General features: G+C 65.5%; 25 protein-coding genes and 2 tRNA genes. 12 read left to right on the forward strand and 15 right to left on the reverse strand.

The features are described 5' to 3' along the window. Nucleotides 1–13: 13 nt before the first annotated feature. Nucleotides 14–373, forward strand: a complete 360-nt coding sequence (gene gcvH / locus B6V72_RS08005; protein ID WP_088719058.1) for a glycine cleavage system protein GcvH — start codon at nucleotides 14–16, stop codon at nucleotides 371–373. A 5-nt stretch (nucleotides 374–378) separates the two neighbouring features. After that, complete coding sequence (gene gcvP / locus B6V72_RS08010) at nucleotides 379–3,219, forward strand: aminomethyl-transferring glycine dehydrogenase (protein WP_075776137.1); 2,841 nt, start codon at nucleotides 379–381, stop codon at nucleotides 3,217–3,219. Between the two features lie 82 nt (nucleotides 3,220–3,301). Here the strand turns inward: gcvP and glpX are convergent, their stop codons facing one another. The 3 genes from glpX to B6V72_RS08025 form a co-directional block, all read right to left on the reverse strand. Then, entirely contained in the window at nucleotides 3,302–4,267 is a 966-nt protein-coding gene (glpX, locus tag B6V72_RS08015) for a class II fructose-bisphosphatase (RefSeq protein ID WP_075776136.1), read from the reverse strand. 269 nt (nucleotides 4,268–4,536) lie between these two features. Continuing rightward, nucleotides 4,537–5,838 (reverse strand): homoserine dehydrogenase, encoded by a 1,302-nt coding sequence (locus B6V72_RS08020; RefSeq protein WP_088735280.1) that lies wholly within the window; start codon nucleotides 5,836–5,838, stop codon nucleotides 4,537–4,539. Nucleotides 5,839–5,938: 100 nt separating this feature from the next. After that, on the reverse strand, nucleotides 5,939–6,142 hold the full coding sequence (locus tag B6V72_RS08025) for a hypothetical protein (RefSeq protein WP_088721917.1): 204 nt from the start codon (nucleotides 6,140–6,142) through the stop codon (nucleotides 5,939–5,941). Nucleotides 6,143–6,256: 114 nt separating this feature from the next. Here B6V72_RS08025 and B6V72_RS08030 point away from each other — a divergent pair, with 114 nt between their 5' ends. Further along, nucleotides 6,257–6,844, forward strand: a complete 588-nt coding sequence (locus B6V72_RS08030; protein ID WP_088727005.1) for a TetR/AcrR family transcriptional regulator — start codon at nucleotides 6,257–6,259, stop codon at nucleotides 6,842–6,844. Between the two features lie 60 nt (nucleotides 6,845–6,904). Here the strand turns inward: B6V72_RS08030 and B6V72_RS08035 are convergent, their stop codons facing one another. Further along, complete coding sequence (locus tag B6V72_RS08035; RefSeq protein ID WP_088735281.1) at nucleotides 6,905–7,348, reverse strand: hypothetical protein; 444 nt, start codon at nucleotides 7,346–7,348, stop codon at nucleotides 6,905–6,907. 102 nt (nucleotides 7,349–7,450) lie between these two features. Continuing rightward, nucleotides 7,451–8,170 carry a 1-(5-phosphoribosyl)-5-[(5-phosphoribosylamino)methylideneamino]imidazole-4-carboxamide isomerase gene (gene hisA, locus B6V72_RS08040; protein ID WP_075776131.1) on the reverse strand — a complete coding sequence of 240 codons (720 nt, stop codon included), beginning with the start codon at nucleotides 8,168–8,170 and terminating at the stop codon, nucleotides 7,451–7,453. A gap of 143 nt (nucleotides 8,171–8,313) precedes the next feature. Here hisA and B6V72_RS08045 point away from each other — a divergent pair, with 143 nt between their 5' ends. Continuing rightward, on the forward strand, nucleotides 8,314–8,700 hold the full coding sequence (locus tag B6V72_RS08045; protein WP_088727003.1) for a DUF2147 domain-containing protein: 387 nt from the start codon (nucleotides 8,314–8,316) through the stop codon (nucleotides 8,698–8,700). A 52-nt stretch (nucleotides 8,701–8,752) separates the two neighbouring features. Here B6V72_RS08045 and B6V72_RS08050 read toward each other — a convergent pair whose 3' ends face one another. From B6V72_RS08050 to purD, 6 genes are all read right to left on the reverse strand, one after another. Continuing rightward, entirely contained in the window at nucleotides 8,753–9,418 is a 666-nt protein-coding gene (locus B6V72_RS08050) for an adenine nucleotide alpha hydrolase (protein WP_240497704.1), read from the reverse strand. Then, nucleotides 9,418–10,056, reverse strand: coding sequence for an imidazole glycerol phosphate synthase subunit HisH (gene hisH, locus B6V72_RS08055; protein ID WP_078546243.1), 639 nt, complete (start codon nucleotides 10,054–10,056; stop codon nucleotides 9,418–9,420). Before hisH ends, B6V72_RS08050 begins: the two co-directional genes overlap by 1 nt. Beyond that, the gene (hisB, locus tag B6V72_RS08060) at nucleotides 10,056–10,643 is read right to left on the reverse strand and encodes an imidazoleglycerol-phosphate dehydratase HisB (RefSeq protein ID WP_088735283.1); all 588 of its coding nucleotides are present in this window, start codon (nucleotides 10,641–10,643) and stop codon (nucleotides 10,056–10,058) included. The genes hisH and hisB overlap by 1 nt, the downstream gene beginning before the upstream one ends. A gap of 128 nt (nucleotides 10,644–10,771) precedes the next feature. Further along, nucleotides 10,772–10,846: transfer RNA gene (locus B6V72_RS08065), tRNA-Gly, on the reverse strand. Between the two features lie 22 nt (nucleotides 10,847–10,868). Continuing rightward, nucleotides 10,869–10,943 (reverse strand) — tRNA-Gly (locus B6V72_RS08070). 434 nt (nucleotides 10,944–11,377) lie between these two features. Beyond that, nucleotides 11,378–12,643 (reverse strand): phosphoribosylamine--glycine ligase, encoded by a 1,266-nt coding sequence (purD, locus tag B6V72_RS08075; RefSeq protein ID WP_088735284.1) that lies wholly within the window; start codon nucleotides 12,641–12,643, stop codon nucleotides 11,378–11,380. 93 nt (nucleotides 12,644–12,736) lie between these two features. Here purD and xseA point away from each other — a divergent pair, with 93 nt between their 5' ends. Further along, on the forward strand, nucleotides 12,737–14,317 hold the full coding sequence (xseA, locus tag B6V72_RS08080) for an exodeoxyribonuclease VII large subunit (protein WP_088735285.1): 1,581 nt from the start codon (nucleotides 12,737–12,739) through the stop codon (nucleotides 14,315–14,317). A 3-nt stretch (nucleotides 14,318–14,320) separates the two neighbouring features. Here the strand turns inward: xseA and B6V72_RS08085 are convergent, their stop codons facing one another. Both B6V72_RS08085 and B6V72_RS08090 read right to left on the reverse strand, forming a co-directional pair. After that, nucleotides 14,321–14,728: a hypothetical protein gene (locus B6V72_RS08085; protein ID WP_075776124.1), complete on the reverse strand. Its 408-nt coding sequence runs from the start codon at nucleotides 14,726–14,728 to the stop codon at nucleotides 14,321–14,323. A gap of 56 nt (nucleotides 14,729–14,784) precedes the next feature. After that, nucleotides 14,785–16,005, reverse strand: a complete 1,221-nt coding sequence (locus B6V72_RS08090) for an alkane 1-monooxygenase (RefSeq protein ID WP_088735286.1) — start codon at nucleotides 16,003–16,005, stop codon at nucleotides 14,785–14,787. Nucleotides 16,006–16,100: 95 nt separating this feature from the next. Between B6V72_RS08090 and B6V72_RS08095 the strand changes: the two genes are divergently transcribed. From B6V72_RS08095 to B6V72_RS08125, 7 genes are all read left to right on the forward strand, one after another. Continuing rightward, entirely contained in the window at nucleotides 16,101–16,739 is a 639-nt protein-coding gene (locus B6V72_RS08095; protein WP_088726999.1) for a lysoplasmalogenase family protein, read from the forward strand. Between the two features lie 55 nt (nucleotides 16,740–16,794). Next, nucleotides 16,795–18,057, forward strand: coding sequence for a signal recognition particle-docking protein FtsY (gene ftsY / locus B6V72_RS08100; RefSeq protein WP_088735287.1), 1,263 nt, complete (start codon nucleotides 16,795–16,797; stop codon nucleotides 18,055–18,057). 179 nt (nucleotides 18,058–18,236) lie between these two features. Next, a complete protein-coding gene (locus B6V72_RS08105; RefSeq protein ID WP_075776122.1) occupies nucleotides 18,237–19,139 on the forward strand; it encodes an EamA family transporter in 903 nt (300 codons plus the stop codon). 6 nt (nucleotides 19,140–19,145) lie between these two features. After that, nucleotides 19,146–19,763, forward strand: coding sequence for an inner membrane-spanning protein YciB (locus tag B6V72_RS08110; RefSeq protein ID WP_075776121.1), 618 nt, complete (start codon nucleotides 19,146–19,148; stop codon nucleotides 19,761–19,763). Between the two features lie 66 nt (nucleotides 19,764–19,829). Continuing rightward, nucleotides 19,830–20,639 carry an exodeoxyribonuclease III gene (gene xth, locus B6V72_RS08115; protein WP_075776120.1) on the forward strand — a complete coding sequence of 270 codons (810 nt, stop codon included), beginning with the start codon at nucleotides 19,830–19,832 and terminating at the stop codon, nucleotides 20,637–20,639. A gap of 76 nt (nucleotides 20,640–20,715) precedes the next feature. Then, nucleotides 20,716–21,282, forward strand: coding sequence for a peroxidase-related enzyme (locus tag B6V72_RS08120; RefSeq protein WP_075776119.1), 567 nt, complete (start codon nucleotides 20,716–20,718; stop codon nucleotides 21,280–21,282). A 78-nt stretch (nucleotides 21,283–21,360) separates the two neighbouring features. Next, the gene (locus B6V72_RS08125) at nucleotides 21,361–22,698 is read left to right on the forward strand and encodes an 8-oxoguanine deaminase (protein ID WP_088735288.1); all 1,338 of its coding nucleotides are present in this window, start codon (nucleotides 21,361–21,363) and stop codon (nucleotides 22,696–22,698) included. Here B6V72_RS08125 and B6V72_RS08130 read toward each other — a convergent pair. Together B6V72_RS08130 and guaD are read right to left on the reverse strand one after the other, a co-directional pair. Next, nucleotides 22,688–23,419: a hypothetical protein gene (locus B6V72_RS08130; RefSeq protein ID WP_088735289.1), complete on the reverse strand. Its 732-nt coding sequence runs from the start codon at nucleotides 23,417–23,419 to the stop codon at nucleotides 22,688–22,690. The two genes, B6V72_RS08125 and B6V72_RS08130, sit on opposite strands and share 11 nt — an antisense overlap. Beyond that, nucleotides 23,416–24,699, reverse strand: coding sequence for a guanine deaminase (gene guaD / locus B6V72_RS08135; protein ID WP_088735290.1), 1,284 nt, complete (start codon nucleotides 24,697–24,699; stop codon nucleotides 23,416–23,418). Before guaD ends, B6V72_RS08130 begins: the two co-directional genes overlap by 4 nt. Nucleotides 24,700–24,774: the final 75 nt, after the last annotated feature.

Consider the following 24,774-nt stretch of genomic DNA (forward strand, 5'->3'; position numbering starts at 1 on the left):
CGGGAGACATTCCATGAAATTCACCGAAGACCACGAGTGGCTCAAGACCGAAGGCGACGTCGTGATCGTGGGCATCACCGAGCACGCCTCCGAGCAGCTGGGCGATGTCGTATTCGTCGACCTGCCCGATGTGGGTGACACGGTCGAGAAGGGCGACGAGATCTGCGTGATCGAGTCGGTCAAGGCCGCCTCCGACATCCTCGCGCCGCTCGACGGCGAGATCGTCGCGATCAACGAGGATCTGGCCGACAACCCGGCGCTCGTGAACGAAGACCCGCTGGGCAAGGCGTGGTTCTTCAAGATGAAACTCACCGACGCTTCCGCGCTCGACGGCTTTATGGACGAGGCCGCTTACAAAGACTTCATCGGGTAATATCCATGACCTTCACCCCCACGACTTACGACAGTTACGATTTCGCCAATCGCCGCCATATCGGCCCCTCACCGGCCGAGATGGAGGAGATGCTCAAGGCCGTGGGGGCGCCGGACCTCGACGCGCTGATCGCCGAGACGGTGCCGAAAAGCATCCGTCAGGCCGAGCCGCTGGGCTGGGCGCCGCTGACCGAGTACGGGCTGCTGCAGAAGATGGAAGGCGTCGCGAAGAAGAACCGCGTGATGACCAGCCTGATCGGGCAGGGCTATTATGGCACCGTCACGCCGCCCGCGATCCAGCGCAACATTCTGGAAAACCCGGCTTGGTACACGGCCTATACGCCCTACCAGCCCGAGATCGCGCAGGGGCGTCTCGAGGCGCTTCTGAACTTCCAGACGATGGTGTCGGACCTGACCGGGCTGCCGGTCGCCAATGCTTCGTTGCTCGATGAGGCCACGGCAGCGGCGGAAGCCATGGCGATGGCGCAGCGCGTGTCGAAATCGAAGGCCACTGCCTTCTTCGTCGATGAGAATTGCCACCCGCAGACCATCGGCGTGATCCGGACCCGCGCGGAGCCGCTGGGGATCGAGGTGATCGTGGGCGCGCCCGAAACGCTCGAAGCCGAGAAGGTCTTCGGCGCGATCTTCCAATATCCGGGCACCTATGGCCATGTCCGCGACTTCACCGCCGAATGCGAGGCGCTTCATGCCGCGAAGGCCGTCGCCGTGGTCGCGACCGATCTGCTCGCGCTGTGCCTGCTGAAAGAGCCGGGCGCGATGGGCGCCGATATAGCCGTAGGCTCCGCGCAGCGCTTCGGTGTGCCGATGGGCTATGGCGGCCCGCATGCGGCCTTCATGTCCTCCACCGACGCGATGAAACGCGCGATGCCCGGGCGGATCGTCGGCGTCTCCATCGACAGCCGAGGCAACCGCGCCTACCGCCTGAGCCTTCAGACCCGCGAGCAGCATATCCGCCGCGAGAAGGCGACCTCGAATGTCTGCACCGCGCAGGCGCTCCTCGCCGTGATGGCGAGCTTCTACGCCGTGTTCCACGGTCCCGTCGGTCTGCGCGCGATCTCCGAACGTGTGCACCTGCTGACGGTGCAACTGGCCGAGGCGCTGAAAGCCGCAGGCGCCGTGGTGGAGCCCTCGAATTTCTTCGACACGATCACCGTCGAGGTGGGCGTGGGCCAGCAGGGCATCCTCGCGGCCGCCCGCCATCGCGGGATCAACCTGCGCAAGGTGGGCCGCGATCGGGTCGGTATCTCGCTCGACGAGACCAGCGATCCGGGCGTCGTCGCCAAGGTGCTCGACGCCTTCGGGATCACCGATCCCGCGCCGAAGGCGACGCAGCCGGCGGTACCCGATGCGCTGCTGCGCGAGAGCGACTACCTCACCCATCCGGTCTTCCACATGAACCGTGCTGAATCCGAGATGATGCGCTACATGCGCAGGCTCTCGGATCGCGACCTCGCGCTCGACCGCGCAATGATCCCGCTGGGCTCGTGCACGATGAAGCTGAATGCAGCGGCAGAGATGATGCCGCTCACATGGCCGGAATTCGGCACGTTGCATCCGTTCGTGCCGCTCGATCAGGCGCAGGGCTATGCGGAGATGATCGACGATCTGACCGCGAAACTGTGCGAGATCACCGGTTACGATGCCTTCTCGATGCAGCCCAATTCGGGCGCACAGGGCGAATATGCAGGGCTTCTCACCATCGCCGCCTATCACCGCGCCAATGGCGACGATCAGCGCGATGTCTGCCTGATCCCGATGTCGGCGCATGGCACGAACCCGGCCTCGGCGCATATGGCGGGGATGAAGGTCGTCGTCGTGAAATCGGCGCCCAACGGCGACGTCGATCTCGAAGACTTCGAAGCGAAGGCTGCAGAGGCGGGCGACAAGCTCGCGGCCTGCATGATCACCTATCCCTCGACCCATGGCGTGTTCGAGGAGACGGTAAAACGCATCTGCGACATCACCCACGAATATGGCGGTCAGGTCTATCTCGATGGCGCGAACCTCAACGCGCTGGTGGGGCTGGTGAAACCGGGCGAGATCGGCTCGGATGTGAGCCACCTCAACCTGCACAAGACCTTCGCGATCCCGCATGGCGGTGGTGGCCCGGGCATGGGGCCGATCGGGGTGAAATCGCACCTCGCACCCTACCTGCCCGGCCACCCCGAGACCGGCGGCGAAGAGGGACCGGTTAGTGCCGCGCCCTATGGCTCCGCCTCGATCCTGCTGATCTCCTGGGCCTATATCCTGATGATGGGCGGGCCGGGCCTGACGCAGGCGACCCGCGTGGCGATCCTCGCTGCCAATTACATCGCTGCGAAGCTGAAAGAGGGCTACCCGATCCTCTTCATGGGCAATCGTGGACGTGTCGCGCATGAATGCATCATCGACACGCGGCCCTTCGCGGAGGTGGGCGTGACGGTGGACGACATCGCCAAGCGCCTGATGGATAACGGCTTCCACGCCCCCACGATGAGCTGGCCGGTCGCTGGTACGCTGATGGTGGAACCCACGGAATCCGAGACCAAGGCCGAGATCGACCGCTTCATCACCGCGATGCTCTCGATCCGTGACGAGATCCGCGACATCGAGGCGGGCGAGATCACCCCCGAGGACAGCCCGCTGCGCCACGCGCCGCACACGGTCGAAGACCTCGTGGCCGATTGGGACCGGAAATACACCCGCGAGCAGGGGTGCTTCCCGGCAGGCGCCTTCCGCGTCGACAAATACTGGCCGCCCGTGGGCCGGGTCGACAACGTCTTCGGCGACCGCAACCTGATCTGCACCTGCCCGCCGGTCGAGAGCTACGCCGACGCGGCAGAGTAGCCGCCAGCCAAAATGACGAAAGGCCGGAGCACCGCGCTCCGGCCTTTCTCTTCTTCTCGATAAAAATATCTAGGCGCGCCGGTTACTTCACAGGGTTGCGGTAGATCACGCGGCGCAGCGAGCCGGTCTTCGACCGCATCAGCATCGTCTCGGATTCGATATAGGTCGGCTCGCGCTTCACGCCCTTCACGATGGACCCGTCGGTCACGCCGGTCGCGGCGAAGATCACGTCCGAGCGCACCATGTCGTCGCGCGCATAGACCTTGTCGAGGTCGGTGATGCCCGCCTTCTTCGCGCGGCCCCGCTCGTCGTCGTTGCGGAACAACAGCTTGCCCCACATCTGGCCGCCCATGCATTTCAGCGCCGAGGCTGCCAACACGCCCTCGGGCGCGCCGCCCGAACCCATATACATGTCGATGCCAGTGAAATCGGGCTCGGCGCAGTGAATGACACCCGCCACGTCGCCATCGGTGATGAGGCGGATCTTCGCGCCGGTCTCGCGAACCTCGGCGATCATGTCTTCATGGCGCGGACGGTCGAGGATGCAGACCGCAATGTCCTTGGTTTCGACGCCTTGCGCCTTGGCCAGTGCTTGAACGCGCTCGGTCGGGGTCATATCGAGCGAGACCACGTCCTTCTCGTAGCCCGGGCCGATCGCGAGCTTGTCCATGTAGACGTCGGGCGCGTGCAGCATCGTGCCGCGCGGCGCCATCGCGATCACGGTGAGCGCGTTGGGCATGTCCTTCGCAGTAAGCGTCGTGCCTTCCAGCGGGTCGAGCGCGATATCCACCTCGGGGCCGACGCCCTGGCCGACTTCCTCGCCGATATAGAGCATCGGCGCCTCGTCGCGCTCGCCTTCCCCGATGACCACGGTGCCCCGGATTTCCAGCTTGTTGAGCTGATCGCGCATCGCGTTCACCGCCGCCTGATCGGCGGCCTTCTCGTCGCCGCGACCGATCAGGTCGGCTGATGCATGAGCCGCCGCTTCCGACACGCGGGCGAGGCCCAGCGAAAGCATGCGGTCGTTGAAATCAATCGGAGGGGTCATTTAGGTCTTCCTGTCTGCCTGGGCGTTACGGGCTGCGGACAGGTAAAGCCTGTGGGAGACCGAAGGGCAACCCCGGGAGCGCTAACATGCGGGGCGAGCCCCTGTCGCGGCGAAAAATGGCGCGCAAGCCGGGGTCTTATGCCGTTTGCGGTGTGAAAAGATACGGCGATGTAACCGGCGTGAGAGGATAGGGCGCGCCTTATGGTGCCGCCCGGCGTCAGATCAGCAGGAATGCGGTGCGCGGCGAAATGGCTCTCGCCGCGCGATGCTCAGACTTCTTCGATGCGGATTGCGACCGGCTCGCCCTCGACGACGCGGGTCGCGGGCAGCGCGTTGATCGCCGCGTCGATCGCGTCGCGCGTCGTCTTGTGGGTGACAATCAGCACCGGGGCCGAGGTGTCGGCATGGCCGTATTGGCGCATCCGGCTGATCGAGACGCCCGCCTCGCCCAGAACGGTCGCGACTTTCGCCAGCGCGCCGGGTTTGTCCGACAGCTGCAGGCGCAGGTAATAGGGTGCCGCAATCGCGGTCACGGCGGGGGTGGGGGCCTCGAGCTTGTCGGCGGGCTGGCCGAAGACCGGCAGCCGCAACCCGCGCGCGAGGTCCATCACGTCGGCCATAACGGCGCTTGCGGTGGGGCCTTCGCCCGCGCCTGCGCCACGCAGCACGATCTGGCCGACCGAGTCGCCTTCCAGCACGGTCATGTTCGTCCCGCCGGTCAGCTGTCCCAGTGGCGAGGTGGCGGGCACGAGGCACGGCGTCATGCGCTGCTCCAGCCCGCGGCCGGTCATCTGCGCGACGCCCAGCAGCTTGATCTTGTAGCCCATATCGCCCGCGCGGCGGATATCGTCGATCGAGATGCGCCCGATCCCTTCCAGCGTCACGTCGTCGAAGGCGACCTGCGTGCCAAAGGCGATGGCGGCGAGGATGGCAAGCTTGTGGCCCGCGTCGATGCCGCCCACATCGAGGTTCGGATCGGCCTCGAGATAGCCAAGCGCGCGCGCCTCCTCGAACACCGTGTCATAAGGCAGGCCAGCATCTTCCATCCGTGTCAGGATGTAGTTGCAGGTGCCGTTCATCACGCCCATCACGCGGCGGATGCCGTTGCCCGCAAGCCCTTCGGTCAGCGTCTTGATGACCGGGATGCCGCCTGCGACGGCGGCCTCGTAGCGGATCGTGCGGCCGAGGCTTTCGGCGAGTTCCGCCAGCGCCTGACCGTGATGCGCGAGCAGCGCCTTGTTCGCGGTGACCACGTCCTTGCCCGCTTTCAGCGCGGCTTCGGTGGCGTCCTTCGCGGGGCCTTCATGGCCGCCCATCAGTTCGACAAAGACGTCAATGTCGTCGCGCTGCGCGAGCGTCACCGCATCGTCTTCCCATGCATAGCTCGACAGGTCCGCATCGCGGTTCTTGGTGCGGTCGCGCGCCGAGACGGCGGTGATTTCGATCGGGCGGCCCGCGCGGGCTTCCAGCAGATCGGCATGGCGCTGCAAGATCTTCACCACACCGATGCCCACGGTGCCGAGACCCGCGATGCCAAGACGCAAGGGTGCGGTATCGGAGACGGCGGACATAGGGACCTCATGAGCGAAACTTGGTGGTTTGCGCCCTGTTAGCGGGAAAGCGCAGGCAGGGCAACGCGGCGTGCGGCTTCAACCGCGCCGTGGCGAGATTTTATTGGCTGCGCATCGTGTCTGCGCGGGCGCGCAACGCATCGGCGCGCGCCTCCAGCTCGGGGGCCGGATCGGGGGTGAGAGGTTGATCGGTCAGGATCTCGTCCATCGGCAGCAGCGCCGGATAGCCCTCCGTCGACCGCTTCGAACAGGCGGTCAGCGAGGCCAGCAGGGCAAACAGGGCGATCAGGGCAGGGGCGCGCATGGTCTCTCCTCTCGGGACGCTGCCAAACTATTGCGCGCGCGGCCCCATTGCCAGTGCCGATTGGGCCGCAAATCGGGTTTGATATTGAACGCTTGTTCAGTTAGCGTCGGTATCATGGCACGCAAGACAGGCTCCCATTCCGAGATTACCGGCCCGAAGATCCGCGCCGAGGCGCAAAGGCTCTTTGCGCGGTACGGCTTTGCCGCCGTTTCGATGCGCCAGATCGCGGGCGCGGTGGGGGTGCAGGCGGGGGCTCTCTACCTCTACACGCCCGACAAGGAAGCGCTGCTTTTCGATCTGCTCAAGACCCATATGGACGAGCTGATCGCCGCATGGCGCGCCGAGCCTGCCGGGGGCGACGCCCATGCGCGGCTGGAGCGTTTCGTGCGCTTCCACATCCGCTTCAACCTCGAGCGGGCCGAGGCTGTGTTCCTCAGCTACATGGAACTGCGCAACCTGAGCCCGGAGAATTTCGCGGTGATCGAGGGGCTGCGCAAGACCTACGAGACCGAGCTGGAAGAGATCCTGAAGGCCGGGCAGGACGAAGGCGTGTTCCTAATCCCGGACACGAAACTCGCGACGATGGCGATCATCGCGATGCTGACCGGTGTGAATACATGGTTCCGCGAAGGCGGACGCCTGAGCCGCGCCATGGTCGCCGATATCTACTGGGATATGGTGCGCAAGTCCGTGGGCGCCTGAGCCATGTGAAAGGGCGGCCGAAGCCGCCCTCTCTTTATGCGATCGATTGCTCGATTTCACTCAGCCGGGCGACAGCGGTGCCGAAGCCTTCGGAGGATCGAATTTCAGGCTGTGAATGCCGCCGAAGCCTTCCCAGCCGCCCTGGAAGAACAGATCGCCACCGACGGTCCAATGCTCGCCCATCAGCCCGCCCGTGCCGAACCAGCCACGGCTGCCATAGCCCATGCCCAGCTCCGCCATGGCGTTGTCCTGACCGGCGACTCCCGTCAGCTTGATCTTGCCCTGCACCGGTCCCGGCCCCATGCCGAGATGCAGTGACAGCTTTGCCCCGTTGATGTCGCCATCCGGATCGAGGTCGTAATTCATCGCGCCGAACACCCCTTCAAGGCCGCTCGCGCCCGGGCCGAAGGTCCAGTTCAGACCCACAAACCCCTTTGTATCATTCGCTAGCGCGGCGCTTGCGAGGCAAGCAGTCACCGCGGCAATCGTCATCATGCGTTTCATGGCACACTCCACACTTGGTGTTAACGCTGGCTCCAGCCTCACGCGGAAAATCACACCACGCAATGATTTGTGTCACTTTTGCGGGATTTCCTCTGCGCTGCGTCAGGCGCGCAACGCAGCCAGCGCCTCGGTCAGATCGAGTGCTCCGTCATAGATCGCGCGCCCCGAGATCGCGCCCGCGATCACGCCGGTGTCGCGCAGGGCGATCAGGTCGGGCAGGGAGGAGACCCCACCGCTCGCGATCACCGGGATCTCGACCGCGCGCGCCAGCGCCTCGGTCGCGGCGATGTTCGGTCCACCCATGGCGCCATCGCGCATGATGTCGGTGTAGATGATCGCGGCGACGCCCGCGTCCTCAAACGATTTCGCCAGATCGGTGACCATCACATCGGTCTCTTCCGCCCAGCCCTTGGTCGCCACCTTGCCGTTGCGCGCGTCGATTCCGACGGCCACCTGGCCGGGGAAGGCTTTCGCCGCCTCGCGCACCAGATCGGGGTTCTCGACTGCGACGGTCCCGAGGATCACCCGCGCAAGCCCTTTATCCAGCCAGCGCTCGATCGTCGCCATGTCGCGGATGCCGCCGCCCAGCTGTGCGGGCACCTTGATGCGCGACAGGATCGCCTCGACGGCGGCGGCGTTCACCGGCTCGCCCGCGAAGGCGCCGTTGAGGTCCACCAGATGCACCCATTCGCAGCCCGCCGCCTCGAATTTGGCCGCCTGCGCCGCGGGGTCGTCGCCGAAGACCGTGGCCTTGTCCATCTCGCCATGCAGCAAGCGCACGCATTGGCCATCCTTGAGGTCGATCGCGGGGTAGAGGATCATCGGGGCTCTCCTGATTTGTCGCGTCGCCTCTTGCCACGGGTTCGCGGATTTTCCAAGCCTGACGCGGACGTCACGTCAGTCTTGCCGGGAATCGGTCTTGCATGGCCTGATGCGGCCAGCAGGCAAAAGGGAGGAGATTTGCCATGAAGACATTGATGATCGCAGCAGCGACTCTGGCACTGGGCGCAGGCGCGGCGCTGGCCGACCCGATCGAGGGCACCTGGAAGACGCAGCCCGATGACGGCGCCTATGCCTATGTGGACATCGCGCCCTGCGGTGCGAAATTCTGCGGTACCATCGTGCGCACCTTCAAGGGCGGCAGCGAGTACAAGTCGGAGAACCTCGGCAAGCAACTCGTGATCGGAATGGAGCCCCAGGGCGACAACAAGTACAAAGGCAAGGTCTGGCGTCCGTCGAACAACAAGATCTACCTCGGCAAGATTACCGTTCAGGGCAACGCGATGGCGCTGGCGGGTTGCGTGGCCGGCGGCCTCTTCTGCAAATCGCAGGACTGGCAGCGCGTGAAGTGACTTTTCTCCCCGGCCTTGCGCGGATGCGGCGGGCCGGGATTTCTCGCCGGAGTTACTCCGGGATCAGATCGGCATAGGCGAAGCCGTCGCGCATAACGGTTTCGCCCACCCGCACCGGGATCGCCGCGTCGAAGATCGGGCCTGCGCTGACGGCGGTGTGAAACTCGCCATTCTCGCCGCAGGGATCGACGCCTTCGGACAGATCGGCCAGCAGGCTTTCATCGAACCGCCGCCCCGCGAAGCTGGGATCGAGCTTGCTCGGGTCCACCGTCACCAGATGCGTGACGAACCCCGCCGCGATCATCTCACGCGCCAGCTGATCCGTAGGGCGCTGCCAGAGCGGAAACAGCGCCTCGACGCCGAGCGGCTTCAGCTTCGCGATCCGGTAATCGCGCACGTCTTCGAGGAAAAGATCGCCGAAGACCATCGTCTCGACGCCTAGCGCCTTCACCTGATCCATGGCAGAGGCCATCCGCGCCTCGTAATCCTCGTTCGAGCAGGGCCAGGGCAGCGGCACCTCGATCAGCGGCAGGCCCGTGGCCTTCGCCTGACGGCGCAGCAGCTCATTGCGCGTGCCGTGCATCGCGACCCGGTCGAAAGCCTCGTTGGTCGTCGACAGCAGCGCCACGACATCCGCGTGGCCTTCGGTCCGGCAAGCATGCAGCGCCATCGCGCAATCCTTGCCCGACGACCACGACAGAACCGCCTTGGGGGCCATCAGGGCTTCCAGCCGAGGAAATTCGCGATCAGCCGCAACCCGGTCGCCTGCGACTTCTCGGGGTGGAATTGGGTGCCCACGATATTGTCACGGCCCACGATCGCGGTGATCTCGGCGCCATATTCGGCATAGGCCAGACGGTGCTCGGGCTCGGCTACGTTGAAGTGGTAGCTATGCACGAAATAGGCGTGATCGCCGGTGTTGATACCTTTCAGCACCGGGTGATTGTAGCCGACCACCAGATCGTTCCAGCCCATATGCGGGACCTTCATCGACGGATCGGAAGGCTCGATCTTCACCACTTCTCCGGGTATCCAGCCGAAACCCTCGGTCTCGCGGAACTCGAGGCCGCGCGTCGCCAGCATCTGCATGCCGATGCAGATCCCGAGGAAGGGGCGGCCCTTCACGGTCACCGCCTCTTCGATCGCCTGCGCCAGCCCCTCGAAGCGATAGAGCGCTGCGCTGCAGGACGGAAACGCCCCGTCGCCCGGCAGCACGATCCGGTCGGCGCGCGCGACGACGTCGGGCTCCGAAGTCACGACGATCGTGCCGTGACCGGTCTCGTTCGCCATGCGCTGAAACGCCTTCTCGGCCGAGTGCAGGTTGCCTGAATCGTAATCGACCAGTGCCGTGAGCATCAAAGCGCCCCTTTGGTCGAAGGCAGCACGCCGCCCATACGCGGATCGGTCTCGACCGCCATGCGCAGGGCGCGGGCGACCGATTTGAACGCGGCTTCGGCGATGTGGTGGCTGTTGAAGCCATGTACCCGGTCGATATGCAGCGTGATCCCGCCATTGGTTGCGAGCGCCTGGAAGAACTCGCGCACCAGCTCGGTGTCGAACGTGCCGATCTTCGGGGAGGGCATGTCGCAATTCCACACGAAGAACGGCCGCGCGGACAGATCCAGCGCGCAGGAGACCTGCGTGTCGTCCATCGCCAGTGCGAAATGGCCGTAGCGGCGAATGCCGCGCTTGTCGCCAAGCGCCTGCACCAGTGCCTGACCCAGCGCGATCCCGGTATCCTCGACCGTGTGGTGATCGTCGATATGCAGGTCGCCCTTCGCCCGCACGGTCATGTCGATCAGCGAGTGCCGCGCGAGTTGGTCGAGCATGTGGTCGAAAAAGCCCACGCCCGTTTTGTTGTCATACTGACCGGTGCCATCGAGATCGATCTCGACGCTGATCTCGGTCTCGGCGGTGTTGCGGCTGATCGTGGCCTTGCGCATTGGGCGCCTCCTTGAAACTCATCGCCTTATAGGCCGGGGCAGGGGGCGCGCTCAAGCAGGCTGCTGTCGATTGCAGGATCGGTGCGGCGGAAAAACAAAAGCCTCCCCGAAGGGAGGCTTTTTTGTATTGGAGCGGGCGAGGCGATTCGAACGCCCGACCCTAACCTTGGCAAGGTTATGCTCTACCCCTGAGCTACGCCCGCATCCTTGGGTATTTGACCGAACTGGAGCGGGCGAGGCGATTCGAACGCCCGACCCTAACCTTGGCAAGGTTATGCTCTACCCCTGAGCTACGCCCGCGCCGGTTCGGTGGAGGCGGATTTAGGGGATAGCGGCGTAGGCTGCAAGAGGAAATTTTGCGCGAAGGGGAAAATTTCTGCCTGACGTTTCGGCAGGCGGCACCGAGGTGCGTTGGAAGCGTCTCGCGAGGTAAGAGGACCGCAAGCCGGCGGGATCAGGATGCGCCAAGCGAGGGGGCTCTGCCCCCGCTGGCTGCGCCAGTCCTCCGGGATATTTGACCCAAGCCGAAAACGAAAAATGCCCGACTCGATCCGCAGAAGGGCGGGCGAGCCGGGCACTTTCGTCTTGGGCGGTCATCGGCGTCCCCGCCTGTTCCGCGAATTCTTGTTAGCGCAGGCATCGTTAAGACTTCGTTGCGCGCCTTCGGCTTGGTGGAAATATCCCGGGGGGCTCGCGGAACGCGAGCGGGGGCAGAGCCCCCTCCATCCATCAGGTCAGTTCAGCGCCCGCCAGCCGATATCGCGGCGGCAGAAGCCTTCGGGCCAGTCGATCGCATCGACCATCGCGTAGGCGCGGTCGCGCGCTTCCTGCAGGTTCGCGCCGCGGGCTGTCACGTTGAGAACCCGGCCGCCGCTCGCTACGATCTTGCCGTCTTTTTCGGAGGTGCCAGCGTGGAAGACCATGTGCGAGCCGTCCTCGGGCAGCGCGTCGAGGCCGCCAATCACCGAGCCTTTCTCATAGGCGCCGGGATAGCCCTGTGCCGCCATAACCACCGTCATCGCATGATCGGGCGCCCATTGCGCCTGCACTTCGTTCAGCCGCCCTTCCGCGCAGGCCAGCAGCAGGTCGAGCGCCTGTGCGCCGAGCCGCAGCATCAGCACCTGACATTCGGGATCTCCGAAGCGTACGTTGTATTCCACGAGACGCGGCTGGCCGTTCTCGATCATCAGACCGGCATAAAGGACGCCCTGAAAAGGGGTGCCGCGCTTGGCCATCTCGGCGACGGTGGGGCGGACGATCTCGTCCATCGCCTTCGCCTCGATCTCGGGGCTCAGGATCGGGGCGGGGGAATAGGCGCCCATACCGCCGGTATTCGGGCCGGTATCGCCTTCGCCGACACGTTTGTGATCCTGCGCGCCGCCCACGGCCAGCACGTTCTCGCCGTCACAAAGCACGAAGAGAGAGGCTTCCTCGCCCTCCATGAATTCCTCGATCACGACTTCCGCGCCCGCGCTTCCGAAGGCGCCGCCGAAAATCTCGTCGATGCCGTTGAAGGCCTCATCGAGCGTCATCGCGACGATCACGCCCTTGCCGGCGGCCAGACCGTCTGCCTTGACCACGATCGGGGCGCCCTGTTCGCGGACATAGCCCTTCGCACCTTCCGCGCTGGTGAAGCGGGCATAGGCTGCGGTGGGCGCGTTGCAGGCGTCGCAAATCTCTTTGGTGAACGCTTTCGAGGCTTCCAGCTTCGCGGCCTCCGCCGAGGGGCCGAAGGTAAGGATGCCCTGATCGCGCAGCGCATCGGCCACACCCGCGGCGAGCGGCGCTTCCGGCCCGATCACCACGAAATCGATCGCATTCGCTTCGCAAAGTTCGAGCACCGCCGCCGCATCGCTCGGGTCGATCGCCGCGCAATCGGCGATCTGCGCGATCCCGGCATTGCCCGGGGCCACGATCAGCCGGTCGCATTTCGGATTTTGCTTGATCGCCCAAGCAAGTGCATGTTCGCGCCCGCCGCCGCCCAGAACCAGAATGTTCATCGCTCGCCCCCTTGGCCTTCGCTTTGCTGCCTTCTAAGCTGCGCGAAACCCCGAGGCAAGGCGCCCCGGACCAACGCGAAACAAGGCGGGCAGATGGACCTTCTCGACGACGAAAACGGCTCGAACGCGCATGACTACACGGTCTCCGAGATCTCGGGGGCGGTGAAGCGGGTGATCGAGGGGGAATTCGGCCGCGTCCGGGTGCGCGGCGAAGTAGGCCGTGTCTCGACGCCGCGCTCGGGCCATATGTATTTCGACCTAAAGGACGACCGCTCGGTGATCGCTGCCGTCAGTTGGAAGGGGCAGGTGGCGAAAATGCAGGTCCGCCCAGAGGAGGGGATGGAGGTCATCGCCACGGGCCGGATGACGACCTTCGCGGGCCAATCCAAATACCAGCTGATCGTCGACAATGTCGAGCCGGCGGGCGCAGGCGCGCTGATGGCGATGCTGGAGGCGCGGCGCAAGGCGCTGGCCGCCGAGGGGCTGTTCGATGCGGGCCGCAAGAAGCCCATTCCGTGGTTGCCGCAGGTGATCGGCGTGGTGACTTCGCCCTCGGGCGCCGTGATCCGCGACATCCTGCACAGGCTCGCCGATCGCTTCCCGCGCCATGTGCTGATCTGGCCGGTGGCGGTTCAGGGGCAGGCTTGCGCTCCGGAAGTGGCACGCGCGGTGCGGGGCTTCAACGCGCTGGCGCCGGGCGGGAAAATCCCGCGCCCCGATCTGATCATCGTCGCGCGCGGCGGCGGCTCGATCGAAGACCTCTGGGGCTTCAACGAAGAGGCCGTGGTCCGCGCCGTGGCCGAAAGCGACATCCCGGTGATTTCGGCGGTGGGCCACGAGACCGATACGACGCTTGTGGATCACGCCGCCGACCGGCGCGCGCCCACGCCCACCGCCGCAGCTGAGATGGCGGTGCCGGTGCGCGCCGAACTGGCCGCGTGGCTGTCGGAGGCGCAGACGCGGATGATGCGGGCGGCGCGCGGGCGGCTCGATCAGCGGGGCCAGCGACTGCGCGATCTGGCCCGTGGTCTGGGCCGTCCCGAGGCGCTGACGCAACCGGCGAGGCAAAGCTTCGATCTCTGGGCCGAGCGGCTGGGGCCTGCGCTGCGCACGCTGGTTCTACGCAAGAATACCCGTTTCGCGCCGCTGGCTGCGCAAATCTCGCCGAACCTGCTTCGGCGCTTCATCCGGGATCGGTCGCGGGAGATCGACGGACTGTCGGCGCGGCTCACTCCGGCACCTGCGGCGCGGATGCGGCGCGCCAAGCAAGATCACACGCAGCTTGCGCGGCGGTTGGATGCGGCGCGGGTGCGGATGATCGGCGATGCGCAACGGCGCAACCGCGAAGGAGCGGAGCGGCTGACGGGACTGGAAACCCGGCTGGAGCGCTGCCTGCCCGCACGGATCGAAGCGCAGCGCGAACGGCTCGAGCGGCTCGACCGGATGCGCCAGACGCTGGGCTATCGAGAGACGCTCAAGCGTGGTTATGCGGTGGTGCGTGGGCCCGACGGCGTGGTGACGTCTCAGGTGGTGGCGGAGAAACAGTCCGGTCTCGAGATCGAGTTCGCCGATGGCAAGCTCGCGGTCATTCCGGGCGGTGGCGGCAGTGCGACGCCGCCGAAGCCGAAGAAGAAAAAGCCCGATCCGGGACCGTCTCAGGGTAGCCTGTTCTGAAACCTATACGCCGACGTCCGGCCCCTGACAGATCAGCGGGTCGTGGCTTTCCGACAGGCTCACCAGTGGTTCCTGCGAGGGATCGCCCTTGAACTGCGCGACCAGCCCTTTCGCCGTGTCATAGAAGGTCCAGCATTGCAGCGGCGCGTATTCGCCGTAATCGAAGCAGATATACTGCCCGTCCTGATACCAGTCACCTTCCTTGCATTCGCTTTCGGTGAAGGCCCAGATCACCTTGTGGCCGGGCTTGTATTGCTCGGACCCGTAGGGCTGCCCGAAGACCGAATAGGTGATGGTGCGCCCGACGGTGCGCTGATCGAACTGCTCTGCATTGAGAGGCGGACCGAGCGGGTCGGCCGCAGCTGACAGGTTCGGCGCGAGGGCCAGCATCAGGATCAGTATCGGCCGCATCGAGGGAGGCTCCGGCTGTTGCATTGACCCAACCTGCCAGATCGCGGCCCGCTTGCCTAGCGCGCGCTCGCCCCTTCGGCGCCGCGTGGCTTGTCCTGCTGCAGCGCCTTCACGCGCTTGTCCATGACGCGGCGCCAGAGCGGCGGGAACAGCGCCAGCGCCGCCATCGCGGGTAGGCTGCGCGGCAGGACGGGCCGTTGCGGCTCGGTCAGATCGCCAAGCCGAAGGGCGGGATATTCCCGCGCCGGATGCGCATGGTGATCCGAATGGCGCGGCGCGTTGAGCATCCACAGCGAGGTGATCGGCGCGGGCGCGTCCCAGCTGTGATGCGCATCGACCGGATCGAAGCTGCCATCGCCCCGCCGCCGCCGCGACAACCCGTAATGCTGGACGTAATCGGCGAGCAGGATCTGCAGCTGCGCATAGGCGCAGAGCAGGATATAGGCCACCACGCCCTCGGCCCCGAAGAGCAGTCCGAACAGCACCGCGAACCACAGCCCGCCCAGCAGATAGGACGGGTAGGGGCCGAGCCGCGCGATCCTCGCCTTGATCTGCGCGCTCAGCGGTGCTTTCGGATCGATCGCGGGCAGGCGGGCGAAGCGGTTGCGCTCCATCTCGTAGCCGCCGACGAAGCTGCCGATCCAGGCGCGGGGCGCAAAGGACCAGAAGCCCTCGCCAAGCTGTGCCGAGTTCGGATCGTCCGGCGTCGCGACGAAACGGTGATGGACCAGCCGATGCGCCGAAGTGTGATGGCCGAAGAGCAACGAGATATAGACCCATTTGCCCAGCAGAAACAGCCGTTTGTCCGGCCGGTGGATCAGCTCGTGCGCGTTGGAATTCGACACCTGTCCGAAGAACAGCCCGAAGGCCAGCCAGACCGCGATCCAGTTCGGGCCCTCCAGCATCGTATGCCCTGACATCGCCGCCACGCCGAGCACGAGCAGCACGAAATGCACCACCGCCAGCGTCGTCGACAGCGCATCGGCCGCCGGGAATTCCGAGCCTTCCGGCGCATCTGGAGAGGGATGCTTCAGTGCCTCGTCGAGGAGGAACATGCACAGCGCGATCCAGACCAGCGCCGCCCAGGCCGCGAGCCCGCCGAAGACGCCCGCCACCAGCAAAAGCGGCACTGGCAGAAGCGTCACGACCGCGAAGCTGTCGACGCCCGGGATCTCGCGCGAGAGCCGCAGCAGATTTGCAAACGCACCGCGAAGGCGGCGCTTGCGCGTCGGGTCATTGCCTTGGGTCACGTGCTGCGGGTCCGGTTCGCTCGACATGGGAAGTTCCATCGTTTTGCGCCATTCTTTCGGCGATTTCGACCATTTTGTGACTCAGCTTGCGGGGGCGGGGCTTTTCTGCGCCAGATGTGGCGATGATGTCCGCAGCTCCGATCAGCCTCGTTATCGCCGCCGTCTTCGCGGCGATCTACCTCGTACGCCATGCGGGGGCGGGGGAAAGCAGCGCGAAAACCCTCGTGAAGACCGCCTCCGTCGTAGCGCTGATCCCGATGGCGGCCGCCCTGGGCGCGCCGCTTGCGATCCTCGCGGGGCTCGCCCTTGGTGCAGCGGGCGACTTCGCCCTGTCGCGCTCTGGCCAGCGCGCCTTCCTGATCGGCATGGCAGCCTTTGCGGCGGGGCATCTGGCCTATCTGATCGGCTTTCTCGAGATGGGCGCGCAGCCCTCGGCATGGACCATCCCTCTCATCGCCCTGGGGCTCTCGGCGGAGTTCTGGCTGCTGCCGCGGACGGGCGGGCTGTGCTGGCCGGTGCGGGCCTACATCTGGATCATCGTCGCGATGGCGGCGGTGGCGATGGGCCTGCCCGCGGGCTATCTGCTGGTGATCCTGGGTAGCCTCGCCTTCGTGCTTTCCGACCTGATCCTCGCGCTGGAGATGTTCGTGCTGCACGACGCCGAACGTAAGCGGATCGCGGCGCGCGCGCTCTGGGTGTTCTACTGGGGCGGTCAGGCGCTGATCGGCTGGGGCGCGGGATCGGGTTTTGCCGGGGGATAAGCCTTCCATCCGGGACTGCGATGAACTAGGTGGAGCGTAAGGAAAGGCCTGATCCATGTCGTTTTTCAAAAAGCTCAAATCGCGTCTGACGCGTTCTTCCTCAAAGCTCGAGCAGGGGCTCGAGGATATCGTCGCCGAGAATGCCTCCAGTGAAGACGAGGTCGCCGAGACGCCGGAACCTTCGGCGCCCGCGACGCCCGCAGAGACCTCCCCCGAGGCCGCGCCGCGGAGCCGTGCCGAACCGGGGCCGGAGCCCGAATCCGAGCCCCGGCATGATGAGACGATCAACCTCCCCGATCCCACGCCGCCCGCACCCGGCTACGTGCCCGCGCCTGTGACCGAACCGGTCGAAGAGGAACACGCGCAGATCGCAAAGGCCCCGCTCGACGTCGAGCCCGCGCCCGAGCGTCCAAACCCCGAGCCGAAGAAGCCGAGCCTTCTGGGCCGCATCTTCGGCGGCGGAGAGGCGAAACCCGCCGAGCCGCGCCGTGTCCTCGATGACGAGATGCTGGAAAGCCTCGAAGAGCTGCTCATCGCCTCAGACATGGGCGTCGACACCGCGCTGCGCGTCTCGGCAAACCTTGCCGAGGGGCGGATGGGTCGCAAGCTCTCGGTTTCCGAGATCAAGGGGCTTCTGGCCCAAGAGGTCGCCCGGATCATGGAGCCGGTCGCGAAACCTCTGCCGCTTTACCCCAAGAAGCCGCAGGTCGTGCTGGTGGTGGGCGTCAACGGGTCGGGCAAGACCACGACGATCGGCAAGCTCGCCTCGCAATTCCGCGCAGCCGGCAAGCAGGTCGTTATCGCGGCGGGCGACACGTTCCGCGCAGCCGCCGTCGAACAGCTTCAGGTCTGGGGCGATCGCGCCGGCGTGCCGGTCCTGACCGCGCCCGAAGGTTCCGACCCGGCTTCGCTTGCCTATGACGCGATGAAGAAGGCCGAGGCCGAGGGGGCGGACCTTCTGATGATCGACACGGCTGGCCGGTTGCAGAACCGCGCCGATCTTATGGAGGAGCTGGCGAAAATCGTCCGCGTGATCCGCAAGGTCGACGAGACCGCTCCGCATAACACGCTTCTCGTGCTCGATGCGACGACAGGGCAGAACGCGCTGCAGCAGGTCGATGTCTTCCGCAAGATCTCGAAAGTGTCGGGGCTGGTGATGACCAAGCTCGACGGCACTGCGAAAGGCGGCGTGCTGGTCGCGCTGGCCGACAAGTTCGGCCTGCCGATCCACGCGATCGGGGTGGGAGAGCAGCTCGACGATCTGGCGCCCTTCGATCCGGAAGAGTTCGCGCAGGCCCTCGTGGGCCTCGAAGACTGAACCCGCGATTGGGGGCGCCGCCCCCCGCGCTTGCGCGCGCCCCCCGGGATATTTGTGCAAGCCCGAAGAGAGCCCTGCGCCTTTCCTCTTCCCCTTGGTCGAAATATCCCGGGGGTGAATGGCCCTGAGGCCAGAGGGGGCAGCGCCCCCTAGCGCCCGAGATCACGAAGGACTTCCCCTTGAGCGACTGGATCATCTCTGTCTCGGGCACCGAGACCGGCAAGCACCTCGCGCTGGGCCTCGCGCTGCTCGCGGCCTTTCTGCACGCGCTGTTCGGGGCGTTGCAGAAGGGGCGGCACGACCCGTGGCTCAGCCGCGCCGCGATCGATGCGAGCTACGGGATCATCGCGGCCCCTTTCGCGCTCTTCGTGGTGCCGTGGCCCGAGCCCTACATGTGGCCGATCTTCGTGGGCGTGTTCTTCATCCATGTCGGCTACAAGCTGCTGCAGGCGGCCTGCTACCAGCGTGGGGCCTATACGGTGGTCTACCCGGTCGTGCGTGGTACCGGGCCGCTTTTCGCGGTGATCGGGGCGGGGATTATCTTCGGAGAGCATTTCACGATCGGCCAATGGGCCGGGGTGGCCACGCTTCTTGCCGGGATCTACGGTCTTGCGATCTACAACCTGCGCAATGTGACGGTCGATCGAGAGACGATGGTGCCGGCGCTGATGCTCGCCGTGGCGACCGGTGCCTTCGTCGCGCTCTACACCACCTATGACGCCTATGGCATCCGCGCGACCGCCGATCCCTTCACCTTCCTGGCGTGGTTCTTCTTCATCGACGGCTGGTTCATGCCGATCTTCACCGCGCGGCGCTGGACGAAGCTGCCGAGTTCGGAAATGGTGCCGCTCATCAAGAGGGGTGTTATCGGCGCGATTGTTGCTTATTTCTCCTTTGGCTCGATCATGTTGGCGACACGGCTCGACAAGGTGGGCGAGGCGGCGGTGCTGCGCGAGACCTCGACGGTCTTCGCAGCCCTCATCGGCTGGCTCGTGCTGGGCGAGAAAGTTGGGCCGCGGCGTACGGCCCTGATGGCGCTGATCGCGGCGGGGGCCGTGATCGTTGAGATAGCAGGCAGGTAAAGGCAGATGGCAGAGAAAAAGATTTCCCCGTGGGTGAAAGCGGCGCTCGACTGGGGGCCGCTCATCGTCTTCTTCGTCGCCTTCAACCGGCTCAAGGACGGCACCTACGCGATCCTCGGCACCGACTATTCGGGCTTCGTCGTGGCCACCGCGCTGTTCATCCCGTTGATCGCCGCCTCGACGCTGATCCTGTGGGCCTTGACGCGCAAGATCTCGGCGATGCAGATCGCGACGCTGGTTCTGGTGCTGATTTTCGGCGGGCTATCGGTCTGGCTGAACGATCCGACCTTCTTCAAGATGAAGCCGACCATCATCTACCTGCTCTTCGCGGGTATTCTCGGGGCGGGGCTGATCCGCGGCAAGGCGTGGTTGCAGCTGGTGATGAACGAGGCGATCCCGATGGCGCATGAGGGCTGGATGATCCTGACCAAGCGCTTCGTGGGGCTGTTCCTCGCGCTCGCGGTGGCCAACGAGATCGTCTGGCGCACGATGTCGGACGAGATCTGGGTCGATTTCAAGACTTTCGGCCTGCCGATCATCCTGATCGTCTTCATCATGTCGCAGACCAAGCTTTTCGAGCGCCACGGCATCGAAAAGGAAGAGGGGGACGAGGCGGAGAAGTAACTCCGACCTGTCCGCGCCCGCCGCGATCCGTTACACCTGTCGCGACTGTCAAAGCCGGAGCCTCTCATGAAAATCGCCACCTTCAACATCAACGGCATCAAGGCGCGCCATCAGGCGCTGGTCGATTGGCTGAAGGAGGCCGAGCCGGACGTGGTCCTGCTGCAGGAGATCAAGTCGGTCGACGAGGGCTTCCCCTGCGAGCTGTTCGAGGACCTCGGCTACGCGGTCGAGACACATGGGCAGAAAGGTTTCAACGGCGTTGCGATCCTGTCGAAACTGCCGCTGGAGGATGTGACGCGGGGGCTGCCCGGCGATGAGGGTGACGAGCAGGCGCGCTGGATCGAGGCGACCGTCGTCGGCGAGAAGGGCGCGGTGCGGCTCTGTGGCCTCTATCTGCCCAACGGCAACCCGGTGGAACTCGACGATGCGGGGCGACCTGTCGCGGGCGGCAAATACGCCTACAAGCTCGCGTGGATGGAGCGGATGCAGGCGCGGGCCGAGGCGCTGCTCGAACTGGAGGAGCCCTTCGTGATGGCGGGCGATTACAACATCATCCCGCAGGACGAGGATGCCGCGAAGCCCGAAGCGTGGCGCGGCGACGCGCTGGCGCTTCCGCAAAGCCGCGAGGCGTTCCGCCGTATCCTCAATCTTGGCTTCACCGAGGCCTTCCGTGCCCGGGTGCAGGGGCCGGGGCACTACTCGTTCTGGGACTATCAGGCGGGCGCCTGGCAGAAGAACAATGGCATCCGGATCGACCATCTGCTGCTGTCCCCGCAGGCGGCCGACCTGTTGCGCGATGTCGGCATCGACAAGGAAATCCGCGGCCGCGACAAGCCCTCTGATCACGTTCCGGTCTGGATCACGCTCGACGTCTGATCGCGATTGCCGCAACGTCATTTCCTCGGCCTCGCCGCGACTGTGCATAGTGGCGGCGAAAGAGAGGAGACCCCAGATGCAAGACCAGATCAGCCGGCACCCGGTGCCGCAACTCGCCGACATGCCAGAGGATATCCGCACGCGGATCGAGGCGGTTCACGAGAAGGCCGGGTTCATCCCGAACATCTTCCTCGCCCTGGCGCATCGCCCCGACGAGTTCCGCGCCTTCTTCGCCTATCACGACGCGCTGATGGAGCGGCCTGGCAACCTGACGATCGCCGAGCGCGAGATGATCGTCGTGGCGACTTCGGCGGCAAACGAGTGCCAGTATTGCGTGATTGCACATGGGGCGATCCTGCGCATCCGCGCCAAGAACCCGCTGATCGCCGATCAGGTCGCGGTGAATTACCGCAAGTCCGACATCACGCCGCGCCAGCGGGCGATGCTCGATTTCGCGATGAAGGTTAGCCTGCGGGCGCAGGAGGTCGAGGAGGCTGACTACGAAGCGCTGCGCGCCCATGGTTTCACCGATGACGATATCTGGGATATCGGCGGGATAACGGCGTTCTTCGGCCTGTCGAACCGGCTGGTGAACATGGCTTCGATCCCGCCGAACCCCGAGTTCTATGCGATGGGGCGCTGAGCGCCTCTGGTCTTCGCCCGTCCGCGCGGTCTAGGGTCTGGCAAGATCAGACAGAGGGCCAGCTAGGAGGAACGCGCGATGGGCGAGATCTTGATCCGGAGCGCCGAGGTGGTCGTCACGATGGACGGCGCCCGGCGCGAGTTGAAGGGCTCGGATCTGCTGCTGCGCGACGGCCAGATTGCAGCTGTCGGGCCGGGGCTGGAAAGCATGGGCGAGGTGGTCGAGGCCAAGGGCTGCGTCGTCACGCCGGGGCTCGTGAACACCCATCATCACCTCTATCAGACGCTGACCCGTGCGGTGCCGGGCGGGCAGGGTGCGCTGCTCTTTGGCTGGCTGCAGACGCTCTACCCGATCTGGGCGAAGATGGGTCCCGAGGAGCTCCGCGTCTCGGCGCAGGTCGGACTGGCGGAACTGGCGCTGACCGGCTGCACCACCAGTTCCGATCACCTCTACATGTATCCGAATGGCGCGCGGCTGGAGGATACGATCCACGCCGCCGCCGAACTGGGCCTGCGCTTCCATCCCACGCGCGGCGCGATGAGCATCGGCGAGAGCGACGGCGGCCTGCCACCCGATAGCCTGGTCGAGCGCGAAGAAGCGATCCTGAACGACTGCATCCGGATAGTCGACGCGTTCCACGATCCCAACGAAGGTTCGATGTGCCGGGTGGGGATCGCGCCCTGTTCGCCGTTTTCCGTCTCGCGCGAGCTGATGCGCGACGCGGCGCTGCTCGCGCGCGACAAGGGCGTTATGCTGCACACCCATCTTGCCGAGAATGATGAGGATATTTCCTACAGCTTGGAGCAGTTTGGCTGCCGGCCGGGGCAATATGCCGAAGATCTCGGTTGGACCGGCGAGGATGTCTGGCACGCGCATTGCGTGAAGCTGGATGCGGGCGAGATCGACCTGTTCGCGCGCACGCAGACTGGGGTTGCGCATTGTCCGTGCTCGAATTGTCGTCTGGGCTCGGGCATCGCGCCGGTGCGCCAGATGCGCGACGCGGGGGTTAAGGTGGCGCTTGGCGTCGATGGCTCGGCCTCGAACGATGCAGGGAGCCTCATCGGCGAGGCGCGCATGGCGATGCTGCTGCAGCGGGTGCAAAACGGCGCCGACGCGATGGCCGCGCGCGAGGCGCTGGAGATCGCGACTCTAGGTGGCGCGCAGGTTCTGGGCCGTCCCGATTGCGGGGTACTCGCGCCGGGCAAGCGGGCAGATGTGGCAATCTGGGATGTCTCGGGGCTGGAGGCGGCAGGCGCGTGGGATCCGGTCGCGGCACTGGTACTCTGCGGGCCGCCCAAGGTGAAACACCTCTTCGTCGAGGGCCGTCAGGTGGTGCGCGACGGGCAGGTTGTGACGATCGACCTGCCGCGCGTGATCGAGACGCAGAACCGCCTCGCATCAGCACTTATGGGCTGAATTTCTCGCGCCGCACGGCCCCGGCGGCGCTGGCGATCCGCAGCAGGCGGCGACGGTCGCCTGCAAGGGCAGACTCCATCAACCCCGAGAGGCCTCCGCGCGCCTTCAGATGCGGTGCGAGGTCGGAATGGCCGAGATCGGGGAAGACCAGGTGATCGACATTTGATGGGTGCGGGAAGGGCATCGCCTGCGCCAGATCGTCCTGCGCGCCGTGACACAGGATCGCCCAGCAGGTCGCGGGCGGAAGCGGCGTGATCTCGCGGGCGAAATGTTCAATCTGAGAGGTCCACTCGCTCCATCGAGCCTCCCCCGGCACGACGCCCGGTTTTACCGAGAATTGCGGAGACAAGGCCAGCACCACGTCAACCGGGAGCACCTCCGCTGCGACCAGCGCCGAGACCGCGCCCATCGACAGCCCAATGGCAGCGATCCGGGTGACGGGGCGGCGGCGCCGCACCTCTGCCAAGGCTGCACGCAGGGCAGGGGCGAAGCCAGGATCGTTCGTCCAGCTTCGGCTGTCGTCGCTGATGAACAGCGCCCGGCGTGGGAAGCCCGGCGTGCCGCGCCCCGTGGCGGTGGCGGCGAATTCCGGTGCGGGCGGGCGGCTGGGATCGTGTCCGATCGAGGCGAAAGAGATGACCAGATCGTCGCCGCCACCGTCAAGAAAATCGACCGTGAAAGGCGCGCGGGCGTAGATCCTCTCGAAGGCAGGATCGGTCAATGCAGCCGCTTGCCTGCGACCCAAGTTCCCGCGATGGCGCGGTCGTCGCCCATCATGATCGTCGGGAAGATCGCCTCCCAGATGTCATTCGCACGGTCGGCACGCTGCGAGATGGCAGGCGTCGAGGCGAGGTCGACCGCGATGAAATCCGCCTCCATTCCAGGCGCCAGCGCGCCGATCTTGTCACCCATCCGCATCGACTTGGCCGAGCCTTGCGTCGCCAGCCACCAAAGCTGCGCGGGGTGCAGCGGCTTATGCGTCAGCTGGCCGATCTCGTAAGCTGCGGCCATGGTGCGCAGCATCGAGAAGCTCGACCCGCCGCCGGTATCGGTGGCCAGCCCGATCCGCTGCCCCTCGGCAAGACGTGTCGGCCAGTCGAACAGCCCCGAGCCGATGAAGGTGTTAGAGGTCGGGCAATGGATCAGCGCCGCGCCGACCTCCTTGATCCGGTCGGCTTCGCGCGGCTCCAGATGGATCGCGTGGCCATAAAGCGCGTTCTCGCCCAGTAGATCATAGGTCTCGTAGGTGTCGAGGTAATCGCGCGCGGTGGGATATAGCTCGCGGACCCATGCGATCTCGTCCACCTGCTCGCTCAGATGGGTTTGCATCAGGCAATCGGGATGTTCCGCCCAGAGCGCCCCCAGCGCGGCCAGCTGATCGGCCGACGAGGTGGGCGAGAAGCGTGGCGTGATGACATAGCTCAGCCGGTCCACGCCATGCCATTTCTGCAAGAGGACTCGGCTGTCGTCATAGGCCGATTGCGGCGTGTCGCGCAAAGCCTCCGGCGCGTTGCGGTCCATGCAGGTCTTGCCCGCCGCCGCCCGCATCCCGCGCGCCTTCGCGGCTGCGAAGAAGGCTTCGACGCTGACGGGATGGATTGTGCAATAGCTGCACATCGAGGTGGTGCCGTTCATCAGCGCCAGATCGAGATAGCGTGTCGCGATCTCTTCGGCATGGGCGGGATCGGCGAAGGAAATCTCCTCGGGGAAAGTGTAGGTGTTGAGCCAGTCGATCAGGCGCTTGCCCCAGCTCGCGACGATCGCGGTCTGCGGATAATGCACATGGGCGTCGACGAAGCCGGGCGACAGCAGATGATCGCCGTGATCGGTGATCTCGGCCTGCGGATGATCCTCGCGCAGGTCGTCCGCCTCGCCTACGGCGGCGATGAGGCCGCCCTCGACCAGCACGCCACCGCGCCGGCGATGTGCAACCACTTCGGGCCCTTCGACGAGCGCGTCGCCGCGATATTCCAGAACCTGCCCAAGATGCAGTTCAGCCATCATTCTCTCCTGTCCGACGCGTCATGCTAGGGCGGGGCGGGGCGAAGGTAAATCTCTGCCGTGGCGGCGCTTCTT

Source organism: Thioclava sp. F34-6, from assembly GCF_002213235.1.
Classification (GTDB): Bacteria; Pseudomonadota; Alphaproteobacteria; order Rhodobacterales; family Rhodobacteraceae; genus Thioclava; species Thioclava nitratireducens.

Bases quoted from the DNA above. Each gene is read 5' to 3' on its own strand.
- gcvH (WP_088719058.1), top strand. From the start codon at position 14: ATGAAATTCACCGAAGACCACGAGTGGCTCAAGACCGAAGGCGACGTC.
- gcvP (WP_075776137.1), top strand. From the start codon at position 379: ATGACCTTCACCCCCACGACTTACGACAGTTACGATTTCGCCAATCGC.
- glpX (WP_075776136.1), bottom strand. From the start codon at position 4,267: ATGACCCCTCCGATTGATTTCAACGACCGCATGCTTTCGCTGGGCCTC.
- B6V72_RS08020 (WP_088735280.1), bottom strand. From the start codon at position 5,838: ATGTCCGCCGTCTCCGATACCGCACCCTTGCGTCTTGGCATCGCGGGT.
- B6V72_RS08025 (WP_088721917.1), bottom strand. From the start codon at position 6,142: ATGCGCGCCCCTGCCCTGATCGCCCTGTTTGCCCTGCTGGCCTCGCTG.
- B6V72_RS08030 (WP_088727005.1), top strand. From the start codon at position 6,257: ATGGCACGCAAGACAGGCTCCCATTCCGAGATTACCGGCCCGAAGATC.
- B6V72_RS08035 (WP_088735281.1), bottom strand. From the start codon at position 7,348: ATGAAACGCATGATGACGATTGCCGCGGTGACTGCTTGCCTCGCAAGC.
- hisA (WP_075776131.1), bottom strand. From the start codon at position 8,170: ATGATCCTCTACCCCGCGATCGACCTCAAGGATGGCCAATGCGTGCGC.
- B6V72_RS08045 (WP_088727003.1), top strand. From the start codon at position 8,314: ATGAAGACATTGATGATCGCAGCAGCGACTCTGGCACTGGGCGCAGGC.
- B6V72_RS08050 (WP_240497704.1), bottom strand. From the start codon at position 9,418: ATGGCCCCCAAGGCGGTTCTGTCGTGGTCGTCGGGCAAGGATTGCGCG.
- hisH (WP_078546243.1), bottom strand. From the start codon at position 10,056: ATGCTCACGGCACTGGTCGATTACGATTCAGGCAACCTGCACTCGGCC.
- hisB (WP_088735283.1), bottom strand. From the start codon at position 10,643: ATGCGCAAGGCCACGATCAGCCGCAACACCGCCGAGACCGAGATCAGC.
- purD (WP_088735284.1), bottom strand. From the start codon at position 12,643: ATGAACATTCTGGTTCTGGGCGGCGGCGGGCGCGAACATGCACTTGCT.
- xseA (WP_088735285.1), top strand. From the start codon at position 12,737: ATGGACCTTCTCGACGACGAAAACGGCTCGAACGCGCATGACTACACG.
- B6V72_RS08085 (WP_075776124.1), bottom strand. From the start codon at position 14,728: ATGCGGCCGATACTGATCCTGATGCTGGCCCTCGCGCCGAACCTGTCA.
- B6V72_RS08090 (WP_088735286.1), bottom strand. From the start codon at position 16,005: ATGTCGAGCGAACCGGACCCGCAGCACGTGACCCAAGGCAATGACCCG.
- B6V72_RS08095 (WP_088726999.1), top strand. From the start codon at position 16,101: ATGATGTCCGCAGCTCCGATCAGCCTCGTTATCGCCGCCGTCTTCGCG.
- ftsY (WP_088735287.1), top strand. From the start codon at position 16,795: ATGTCGTTTTTCAAAAAGCTCAAATCGCGTCTGACGCGTTCTTCCTCA.
- B6V72_RS08110 (WP_075776121.1), top strand. From the start codon at position 19,146: ATGGCAGAGAAAAAGATTTCCCCGTGGGTGAAAGCGGCGCTCGACTGG.
- xth (WP_075776120.1), top strand. From the start codon at position 19,830: ATGAAAATCGCCACCTTCAACATCAACGGCATCAAGGCGCGCCATCAG.
- B6V72_RS08120 (WP_075776119.1), top strand. From the start codon at position 20,716: ATGCAAGACCAGATCAGCCGGCACCCGGTGCCGCAACTCGCCGACATG.
- B6V72_RS08125 (WP_088735288.1), top strand. From the start codon at position 21,361: ATGGGCGAGATCTTGATCCGGAGCGCCGAGGTGGTCGTCACGATGGAC.
- guaD (WP_088735290.1), bottom strand. From the start codon at position 24,699: ATGGCTGAACTGCATCTTGGGCAGGTTCTGGAATATCGCGGCGACGCG.